Genomic DNA, 9,665 nt, shown 5'->3' with positions numbered 1-9,665 from the left:
CATACAGCAGGCACGTCTATATGTCAAGATATTAATGACGCACTACACTAGCTAGTTTGACATTCAAGCACCCCAATGTCTATTTCTTTCAGAGATGCGTGCGCTTTCAACGTAATCCACTAAGACCGAGATCGCTTGCGCCTATACAAATCATCTGTGACAGCCAAAGGAAAAAGGAGAAAAAATACTTCGGGTCTCTTTTGCATTCTAATCCCTTTAAGAGAAAAGTGCTTCAGAAAAAGCACGGCTGTCAAACTCAACTATGTCATCGAGGGCTTCGCCGACCCCGAGGAATTTGACAGGGATGCCGAGCTCCTCATTGATCGCAACGACAACTCCGCCCTTTGCCGTGCCGTCAATCTTAGCCAGGAAGATTCCGGTCACCCCGAGAGCTTCCTTGAACTCTTTTGCCTGATTGATCCCGTTCTGGCCGACAGTCGCATCCAGGACTAGAAGGACCTCATGCGGAGCAGATGGGATGAGCTTTCCAACGACCTTCTTTATTTTCTTCGCCTCCTCCATGAGATTCGTTTTTGTGTGAAGCCGTCCGGCCGTATCGATTATGGCTACATCTGAACCTCGCTTCATGGCAGCCGTGACCCCGTCATAGGCGACTGAGGCAGGGTCCCCGCCTCTCTTCTGACTCACCATCTCAACGCCCGACCTGGATGCCCAGACCTCAAGCTGTTCGGCTGCAGCGGCTCTGAACGTGTCAGATGCAATCATTGTCACACGTTTTCCGTCCCTCGAAAACATGCCTGCCAGTTTTCCAGCAGTCGTCGTCTTTCCTGAACCATTCACGCCCACAATTAGATACACAAACGGCTTGGCGGAATCCGGCGGGACGTGAGCGGAATCCACCGTTGAGAGAATATGAGTGAGCTCTTCCCGAAGGATCCCCTTGAAGGACTCAACGCTCACGTTCTTTGCCCCGTCCTCCTTCACCTTTGCGATGAGCTTCTCACTTGTTTTGGGACCGATATCAGCCCGGATGAGAGACTCTTCTATCGCAGTCAGAACCTCGTCACTGAGCCGCCCTTCAGCACCCTTGAGTGCGTCTAATCCTGAAAGGATGCCGTCTCTCGTCTTCGAAAGTCCCGATTTGAGTTTGTCAAAGAAAGAGAGCTTCACTTCTTCTTCCTGTCGATCTGCCCCACAAGATTCGCCATTTCGATTGCAGAAATTGCGGCATCAAAGCCTTTGTTCCCTGCCTTTGTTCCAGCTCGCTCAAGAGCTTGCTCAAGCGTATCCGCCGTGATGATCCCGAAACTTACAGGCACTCCGGTTTCCAGGTTTACTTCAGCTATTCCCTTCGCTGACTGTGAGGCGATGTATTCAAAATGAGGGGTCCCCCCTCTTACGACTGCGCCAAGGGCGATCACGGCATCATATGCCCTGCTCTTTGCCAATTTCATCGCAACAAGCGGGATCTCGAATGCGCCAGGGGTCCAGAAAAGCTCCACATCTTCGGTTCGCGACCCGTGTCTCGTCAGACAGTCCAGCGCAGCTTCAACCAACCGCTGAGAAAGAAGTTCATTGAACCTGCTCGCCACGATTGCAAACTTCTTTCCTTTTGCATCAAAACTTCCTTTGAATTCCTTCACTTTCTCCTCCTTGCTTTGAGCCGAATCCTCGACTTCGGCTTCTGCCCGAAATCCGGTGTCTGCGCTACCATTCTTCTGCCCGATTCCAGCACTGCCCTCCTTCTTCCAGCCCCGGTACCCCTGCCGCGTCTATCCGCGTTTGTAGAAATTGGTCCCGGTCCTCCGATGACTTCTCCTGCAAGATGCAATCCAAGAAGATGCCCGAGTCTGTCTCTCTTCGTGGCCAAATATGAAGCGTTCAGGTGGGTTGGCGGTACTACTATTGGAACTCGCTCCTTTACAGCAATGCCATAGCCTTCAAGGCCGACAATCTTGCGAGGATTGTTTGTCAGGAGTCTGATGCTCTTCAGACCCAGATCTGCAAGAATCTGAGCTCCGATCCCGTAATCTCTCAGGTCCGCATCGTAGCCGAGCATTTCGTTTGCCTCAACAGTGTCGAATCCCTGATCTTGGAATCTGTACGCCCTAATCTTATCCGCAAGTCCTATTCCTCTCCCCTCCTGCCTCATATAGAGGAAAACTCCGCTCTTTTCCCTCCCAATCATCTCAAGGGCCCTTGCCATCTGCTCTCCGCAGTCGCAGCGAAGTGAACCGAAAACATCACCCGTGAGGCACTGCGAGTGAACCCGGACAAGCGGCACGCTTTTCGTCACATTGCCTTTCACAAGAGCAACATGGTGGTAGTTGTCAACTGCACTTTCGTAGAGACTGAGTTCAAATGTTGCATACTTCGTCGGAAGCGTTGTCGTCACAAGTCTCGCGACGAGCTTTTCTGTCCTGTACCTGTAGGCGATCAGGTCTCTCACGGTTATCAGCTTGAGTCCGAATTTCCTGGCAATCTTCCTTAGCTTCGGAACCCTCGCCATGGTTCCATCTTCATCCATGACCTCGCAAAGGACTCCAGCCGGATAGTGACCCGCCAGAGAGGCCAGATCAACAGCGGCCTCCGTGTGGCCGGCCCTTCTCAGGACTCCGCCAGCCTCTGCCCTCAATGGGAAAATGTGTCCCGGCCTTGCAAGGTCGCTGGGTTTCGTTGATTCATCTAGCAGGGCTCTGATTGTCACAGCCCTGTCATAGGCAGAGATTCCTGTTGTTGTGCCCTCTTTTGCATCAACCGAGACCGTAAAAGGGGTCCCCATCTTTGCAGTGTTCATGCTGACCATTGGTCCGAGACCGATGGCATCACATCTCTCCTGGGTCATTGGAACGCAGATGAGTCCGCGCGCGTGAGTGGCAAGGAAATTGACCTTCTCAGCGGTCACTCTTGACGCAGACATGATCATGTCACCCTCGTTTTCCCTGTCTTCGTCATCAACCACCAGGACTATCGATCCGTTGCGGATTTCTTCTATCGCTTCTTCAACTTTGTCGAATTTGTGTTCACCAGTTTTGCCTTTCACAGACTCCCCTCTTTCTTGATATAGCCAGACTTCCTGAGAAAGTCCAACGTGATTCCTTTTTCACCTGCCTTGACGATACGATCAACGTATCTCGCCAGGATGTCCACTTCTATGTTGACCGTTCCTCCGGGGAGATAACTGCCGGCAATCGTCCCCGAAAGCGTAAAAGGCGTAAGGGAAAGCTTCACCCTGTTCCCTTCAATTCCGAATATGGTGAGACTTACACCGTCAACGCAGATCGAGCCCAATTGAGAAGCCAAATGGACCAGGTCGGAAGGTATCCCGATCGCGACTGCAGTCCCCCCGCTTCCCCTTTTCACCTCGAGAATCTCTCCGATCCCGTCGACGTGGCCTGTGACGAAGTGGCCTCCAACTCTCTTTCCGAACTCCAGCGCCCTTTCCAGGTTCACAGGTGAGCTCTGCTTCAATATCCCGACGTTTGTCCTTTTGCGAGTCTCTTCGAGAAGTCCGCATGCAAAGAGACCACGCTCGCACGCGGTCACAGTCAGACAGACGCCGTTTACTGAGATGCTGTCCCCTATCAACATGCCTTGAGTGACTTTCTCTGCGAGTACGGAGATTTCTCTCTTTCCCCTTGAAATCTCTTTCACTTTGCCTATTTCTTCAACTATTCCAGAAAACATGTTCTCCAATTCTCCGGCTACTTGAAGGTCCCTTCAATCATGAAGTCCTTGCCCACTGTCCTGATTTGGGCCTTCCTCAAGAAGATCGAATCCGCTAATGCTGTGACGCCGATATCGCCAACCCACGAGAGACTATTCTCGCCGCCGACCACTTTGGGCGAAAGAAAGAGGCAGAGCCGGTCTCCAATGCCCTGCTTGAGGAAAGAGGTAATGACTTCCCGGCCGCTCTCAACCATGAGACTTAAGATGCCTTTCCCCGGCAGCTCCCTCAGGAGAGATGGAAGATTGATCCTTCCGCAAGAATCTTCATCAAGCTTCATCACAGTGGCTCCGAGAGAAGTAAGGCGTTTGACCTTTGCGGATGGTGCCTTCCCTGTTGTAGCGATAAGAAGAGGCGCCATGTCAATGGATTTGAGAAGTCGTGCAGATTCCGGAATCCTGAGAGTCGAGTCCAGGACAATTCTCCCCGGATTCCTGCCGCCCCTTGATGTCAGGAGCGGGTCATCTCTTATCACAGTGTTCACGCCAACAACTATGCCGTCCACCTTGCTTCTCAGTCTGTGCACAAGCGACCGTGCCCAGATGCCGGTTATCCACCTTGAGCTTCCATCTTGAAGAGCGATCTTGCCGTCAAGAGTTGACGCAATCTTGAGGATAATTAAGGGCCTCCCGGTTTTCACATAGCTGAAGTAGCCCTCATTGAGCTTCACACATTCGCCGGGCAGGACGCCGGTGACAACACTTATCCCTGAGCGCTTGAGCATCTTTGTTCCGCGGCCGTTCACCAGCGGATTCGGGTCCTTTGAACCGATGACAACCGTCCTTATCCCCGAGGAAATGATCGTGTCAACACATGGAGGCGTATGCCCGTAGTTTGTGCATGGCTCCAGAGTGACGTAAAGCGTGCTGCCCTTTGCGGACGCGCCGGCATCATCGATTGCGTTCACCTCCGCATGGGCTTTGCCGAAAGCTCTGTGGAATCCCCGCCCCACAATCTTTCCGCCCTTCACGACCACAGCTCCCACCATGGGGTTGGGGCTCACCTTCCCCCTTCCCTTCTCTGCAAGCTGAAGAGCAACTCGCATGAACTTCTCGTGTGTCATTCTTGCACCTTAGGGGAAACAAAAAACCGCAGGTGTAATCCTGCGGGGCAAAAGACAACGACACGATAATCTGCGGCTCCTTCTTCCGTCCAGACTTTCACTGTCGGCTCCGGACTTTCACCGGATCAGCAGAAAGAGGTTTTCTCTTTCCGGTCGTGGGCTTTCACCACCGATGGGGAGTTTCACCCCACCCCGAAGGATTCACCAAAAAACTAGTCTAACAAAGAACCCGCCTGCATGTCAACGCACCATTCCAGGAACGCAAGCGTTTCACTTCTTTGCGATATCGGCATCAACCCTGTGAGCTGTTGCCTTGGTGACGGTTACGGTAAAACCTTCAACCTCTTTCTCAGAGAGCTCTCTCGCAAGGTCGTGACCGTCTCCCCGGATCGTAATATCCAGGTTTGCATCTGTTCCGGAGAACTCTCTCTGGTTTATCGCAGTTATCTTGCCTATGTATGACCTGAGAAAACCTTTGAACTGGTTCAGTTCGGCGAGGCTCTTGACCTTGTGGAGTGCAAGTCTCACAGTCGTCCCGGCCGAGAGCTCTTCACTCCATCTGTTGACTACCTTTGCGAGCAGGCTGTCGGCGAGCTGGGAAGATGCCTTTACTACTGCCTTCTTCCCTGCCTCTTGGGCCACTATGTCAACCGCGGAAGCACTCCTTGCGTCCGTCGCAATGATCTCACCGGTATCTGCCTTGAGGGCCTTGGCTTCCACCCGCCCGCGGCACGACACCAGCCCTCCGAGGCCGCCAACGGAAGCCTCTTCGCTCGACGCCTCGCCGATTATCAGTATTTCTGCTCCAGTCTGCGAGCCGATGCTCTTCAGGGCACCAACATCTCCGGAAAGAGCCGCTTCCATTTTCTCGGATTCTCTTATCTTCGCGACCTGCCTCTTGTCCACAACTTTGAACTCTTTCTCGACCAGCTTTCTGTTTATCTCATTCTCGCTCGATGGCTCGCGCGCGGTTTTCCCGGAATGATCTTCCTCCATGATGACCATTACTCTTGGCATGTTCTTCCTCTTGAGAAGAACACCTATACCCTTCAAGTCATTCTGAAGAGAGCCGGTCTTTACCACTGCCTCAACCGAGACCTCAAACGTGCCGTCGTCTTTCTTTCCTTCGCTGATAATGTTGTAAGATTGCACATAGCCCTTTGTCTTCGAGTAGACATTGTCCTCAATCAGCTGGAAATTCTCAACAATGGTCTCTGACTCGACGAGGAGTCCAACTGCCTGTTCGAGCGCGTGCTTCAGCGCATCGTCGATTGCCTTCTCCCTCGCCTGAGCGACGTCGCCTGCGAATATGACAGCCATGCCGGAAGCCCTGACTGTCTTTGCTTCCTGAGCAGACGCGACCTGCGGGAAAACAACCAAGAAGACGAAGAAAACGGCGGTGACCCACGGCATGAATGCACGGCGTGGAATCCCCTTCGGAGAAATCTGCGGCAGGTTTCTTCCGGTAAACGTCATCCTAGCTTGCTCCATTCAGACTATGGCAGCTGCTCTTTCAGTGCACGGAGCATCAGGAGTGCATCGGCACCCGGCACCGGATCGGTCATTCCGAATGTCCCGTCCATCTTCGCCTTCATTATTCCCCGCGTTGTCACGACCATTATCGCGTTGAATGCATAGTTGGAGCTTGGGACATCCGGGAACGGAGAAACAGTCCCGATGAATCTTGTGGTGAGACCCTGTTCGCCAATCACAGCCGCGAGTATTCTCTGAACCGTGAGAGCATAATTCGCGCGCGACACAATGTCGCGGGGCACAAAAGTTCCATCCGGGAAAAGATCCATAACACCGAGGGCTACTGTTTTGTCGATGTAAGGTTTTGCCCAGCTTCCGGACACGTCGCTTGCAGTCCGGTTGAGCGCTGCTGCGGATGTATCGCTTCCAGGCGGTCTGAAAGTCGGCTGCGGTCTATTGGCAGTCGGCTTCATGAGCTTGTCAACCTTGAGCTCCATCATGAGAAGGGCGGCAAGGTCCGCTCTCGTTATCGCAGGAGTCTTGGCTATGGCTTCGTATTCAGGCGGCATTCCCGCCATTGCCCTCCGTGCCCTCTGAAGATCTGCCCAGTCGGCATTCGCCTTCGCGTGGTTCGGGTTCAGCTCAAGAGCTTTCTTGTAGGAAAGCTCCGCCTCGTCATACCTTTTCATGCTCACAAGAGTCTTCGCCCGGTAGTAAGGGCAGTCCGCATTTCTCGGGTCCTTCTTCGCAGCGGTATCGAACTCCCCGAGCGCTTTCTCGAACTTTCCATCGGCGGTCTCTATTCTTCCCAGCGCGATGTAGGCGGGCGCATAGTTCCCATCAATCCCTTTCGCCTTGTTTGCCTCGGATCTTGCAAGCTCTATTTCACCTTTTCCGAGATGAACAAGCGCAAGTCCCTCGTGCCCGGGTGCAAAATCCTTCTTTGCGCTTTTTGCAAGGCCCAGAGCCCTTTCGAACTCCATAGCAGCTTTTTCGTACTCACCTTTTTCGACATAGGCCATCCCGGTCTTGTAGTGTGCTTCTGGTGTGTCAAGGGCTGACTCAGGTCTTATCCCTTTTTTCCCACCGCACCCAAGCACAAGGAAGAACGTGCAAGAAAGCAGGATTCCTAATGCGACAATTTGCCTTTTCATCAGATCCTCCTTGACATCAATCAACTACGAAAAACACTCTGCACTGTTTGAGAAACTCAAGGTTCTCCGCTTTCCCGTGGAGGGCAAGTGCGTCCTGTTCGGATATGATTACGTCGCACTTGCCTGGGCCGGACGCTCTGACTGCCTTGACCACAAACGGCTTGTCAGTGACTCTCTCATCGCCGGCTGCCTTGGCCACATCTTTCCCGTAGCCCACGACTCCCTGCTGAATCGCGTAGTCTCTGGTAACAAATCCGGCTCCGTAGACTTCCCGTCCGCCCTCGGTCATGACCCTCGGAGCCATGGCAGGCTGCACACCCAATCCCCGAGTGTCAACCACGAGACCGGTGTAGACCCTGCCCTTATCCCCTACCCCCCTAACGACGGGTTTGACACCCTCAGGAACCGGCCGTCCGGCTGGCCAAGGTTGGCCGCAGCACGGACACACGAGTCCCGATATCGGCTCGCCGCCTCCTGTCTCAGGGAGCAGGACATCAGCCAGCTCGCCGCGGAGTGACATTTCAACGTCAACTTCAACCGAGCCGTCATCCATGTATCTTGTGTCAACAACTCTGAATCCTCTTGCAATACCCTCGACTCTTGTCCTCACGACATCGCTTGAGACCATGAAGTTCTCCACTGTGGTCTCGGAGCTCAACCGCACTCCCTTTATCGTCTGAAGCAAATTCCTCAAGGCAAGCTGCTTTGCGGCCTCGATTGCAGAAGGCCTTCTGGCTGCTTCAGGAAGTTTCATGTTCGGCGCGCCTATGCCGGTCGCCTTTATCACTGCCTTTGACCAATCAACTGACCCGGAATCTCCGGATCTCTGCACAAGAGTCTGAGAAAACACGCTTGTGCAGAAAAAGGAAACTGCGGTAACAAAAACGGAGAGGAAAACAGGAACAAATCTTTCTCTTTTCAAGGCTTTCTCCCCCCTTCTTACTCTGCCCGAATCATCGCCGTCCGGCCTGGGGATAACCAACCCCTGATGCCGGCCTAAGAACATCTGCCCGCACTATCTGCCGAAGTGCGCAATCACTGAAACAAGAAGAGCATGAGCGGTCTCAGTCACCGTGTGAAAAGATCCGCCGTAGAAGTTGTCTATTTCTGCCGTCGAGAACTCGTAGACAACATCAATTGAAAGGTTTCCCTTGAAGAACCCGAGCCCGGCAGAGTAGGTCTTCCCGATCACCTGTTCACCTCGATTGTCAGCGCGCCTCGTGTCGAAGCTCGTGTATGTCTTCGGGTCTGTCCTAACCCCGAGCCTTATCGGAACAAACCCTTCGCCTGATTGAAGTAGATACTCAACACCGGCTCTCACCTGGGTTATATCCTCGAAGCCTGCGTCAGTCTCCTCATCAGTAGCTGGATCCACCTGCTTCGCGTCCGAATAAGGTTTGACGTCAACGTCGGCAGCAAGGAGAAGCTCAGACGAAGGCCGAAACGCAACGCCAAACCCCACCATTGCCGGAAGCTTGATGCCCAGCATGTCAAAGCTATCCTCGGTACCACCTGCGTCGGTGTAGGTCACGGTTCTTGACAGGTTCAGTGTACTTCTCACGATGGCTCCATAGGAGAGCCGTCTGCTCTGATACAACACACCGGCCAGAAGATTCGTCCCGCTTATCTCAATGTTCCGTTCTTCCCAGTACCCCTCGTTAGGTCCGGTCCCTTCCCACCTGTTCAGCGTCCCGTTTCTCCAAATGTTGACGGTCCCGCCGACCATTATCTCGGGCGTCACCTGGAATCCCAATGCCGGTGAAAATGTGTCATATCCCCCGGTCGCTGTACGGACGCCCTCGAAGCTGTTGTTGGCGGGATCCTCTGGCGTGTTTATTTTTCCATAAGTCTCAATCTGTCTCTGATAGCACACCGCAGCGACCAGATTCTTGGGCCCGACCGCTATCGGATAGGCAATGCTGGCAAAATTGAGCGTCGCATGGTTCTGCACAATGGGTTCTATGTCGGGATCGTCTTCTTCCCAGCTTTCCTTCACGAACTTCCCGCTGCCCGATGCTTCACCCTTCTTGAGCTGAGCAAGTCCGGCAGGGTTCCACGACGCCGCAGTTGCGTCGTCGGAGACGGCGATGAACGCTCCGCCCATACCAAGCGCCCTCGCACCTGCACCCATGAGGTTCATGTTTTCCCTCACGATTTGAGAACTGGCATGAGAGGAAATGAGAAGAAGACAAACAACAAGAGGTAGCGCAACTTTCATGAATAGCCCCTTTACCTAGTGTAGTGCGTCTAACGCTTCTTTACATTTGGTGACTTTGGCCAGGATGCG

The 9,665-nt window shown here is 53.3% G+C and carries 9 protein-coding genes and 1 riboswitch; all 9 genes read right to left on the bottom strand.

The window, feature by feature from the left end; translation table 11 throughout:
* Positions 1–216: 216 nt before the first annotated feature.
* On the bottom strand, positions 217–1,131 hold the full coding sequence (gene ftsY / locus QME66_11635) for a signal recognition particle-docking protein FtsY (protein MDI6809615.1): 915 nt from the start codon (positions 1,129–1,131) through the stop codon (positions 217–219).
* Positions 1,128–1,604, bottom strand: coding sequence for a 6,7-dimethyl-8-ribityllumazine synthase (ribE, locus tag QME66_11630; protein MDI6809614.1), 477 nt, complete (start codon positions 1,602–1,604; stop codon positions 1,128–1,130). Before ribE ends, ftsY begins: the two co-directional genes overlap by 4 nt.
* Complete coding sequence (locus tag QME66_11625) at positions 1,601–3,004, bottom strand: bifunctional 3,4-dihydroxy-2-butanone-4-phosphate synthase/GTP cyclohydrolase II (protein MDI6809613.1); 1,404 nt, start codon at positions 3,002–3,004, stop codon at positions 1,601–1,603. Before QME66_11625 ends, ribE begins: the two co-directional genes overlap by 4 nt.
* The gene (locus tag QME66_11620) at positions 3,001–3,648 is read right to left on the bottom strand and encodes a riboflavin synthase (protein ID MDI6809612.1); all 648 of its coding nucleotides are present in this window, start codon (positions 3,646–3,648) and stop codon (positions 3,001–3,003) included. The genes QME66_11625 and QME66_11620 overlap by 4 nt, the downstream gene beginning before the upstream one ends.
* 17 nt (positions 3,649–3,665) lie before the next feature.
* Positions 3,666–4,751 (bottom strand): bifunctional diaminohydroxyphosphoribosylaminopyrimidine deaminase/5-amino-6-(5-phosphoribosylamino)uracil reductase RibD, encoded by a 1,086-nt coding sequence (ribD, locus tag QME66_11615; protein ID MDI6809611.1) that lies wholly within the window; start codon positions 4,749–4,751, stop codon positions 3,666–3,668.
* 73 nt (positions 4,752–4,824) lie between these two features.
* Positions 4,825–4,955: riboswitch (FMN riboswitch) on the bottom strand.
* Positions 4,956–5,021: 66 nt separating this feature from the next.
* Positions 5,022–6,227, bottom strand: a complete 1,206-nt coding sequence (locus QME66_11610; protein ID MDI6809610.1) for a flagellar assembly protein T N-terminal domain-containing protein — start codon at positions 6,225–6,227, stop codon at positions 5,022–5,024.
* A 20-nt stretch (positions 6,228–6,247) separates the two neighbouring features.
* Positions 6,248–7,378 carry a tetratricopeptide repeat protein gene (locus tag QME66_11605; protein MDI6809609.1) on the bottom strand — a complete coding sequence of 377 codons (1,131 nt, stop codon included), beginning with the start codon at positions 7,376–7,378 and terminating at the stop codon, positions 6,248–6,250.
* A 16-nt stretch (positions 7,379–7,394) separates the two neighbouring features.
* Complete coding sequence (locus QME66_11600; protein MDI6809608.1) at positions 7,395–8,300, bottom strand: LPP20 family lipoprotein; 906 nt, start codon at positions 8,298–8,300, stop codon at positions 7,395–7,397.
* A gap of 93 nt (positions 8,301–8,393) precedes the next feature.
* Positions 8,394–9,596 (bottom strand): hypothetical protein, encoded by a 1,203-nt coding sequence (locus QME66_11595; GenBank protein MDI6809607.1) that lies wholly within the window; start codon positions 9,594–9,596, stop codon positions 8,394–8,396.
* Between the last annotated feature and the right edge of the window lie 69 nt (positions 9,597–9,665).

This window comes from Candidatus Eisenbacteria bacterium (assembly GCA_030017955.1).
Taxonomy (GTDB): Bacteria; Eisenbacteria; RBG-16-71-46; order JASEGR01; family JASEGR01; genus JASEGR01.
The sequence above is the reverse complement of the archived record's forward strand: the minus strand, read 5'-3'. Positions and strand labels throughout refer to the sequence as shown.

What these genes read in the sequence shown, in the direction of transcription:
- QME66_11595 (MDI6809607.1), bottom strand. Translation starts at nt 9,596, where the DNA reads ATGAAAGTTGCGCTACCTCTTGTTGTTTGTCTTCTTCTCATTTCCTCT.
- QME66_11605 (MDI6809609.1), bottom strand. Translation starts at nt 7,378, where the DNA reads ATGAAAAGGCAAATTGTCGCATTAGGAATCCTGCTTTCTTGCACGTTC.
- ribD (MDI6809611.1), bottom strand. Translation starts at nt 4,751, where the DNA reads ATGACACACGAGAAGTTCATGCGAGTTGCTCTTCAGCTTGCAGAGAAG.
- QME66_11610 (MDI6809610.1), bottom strand. Translation starts at nt 6,227, where the DNA reads ATGACGTTTACCGGAAGAAACCTGCCGCAGATTTCTCCGAAGGGGATT.
- QME66_11620 (MDI6809612.1), bottom strand. Translation starts at nt 3,648, where the DNA reads ATGTTTTCTGGAATAGTTGAAGAAATAGGCAAAGTGAAAGAGATTTCA.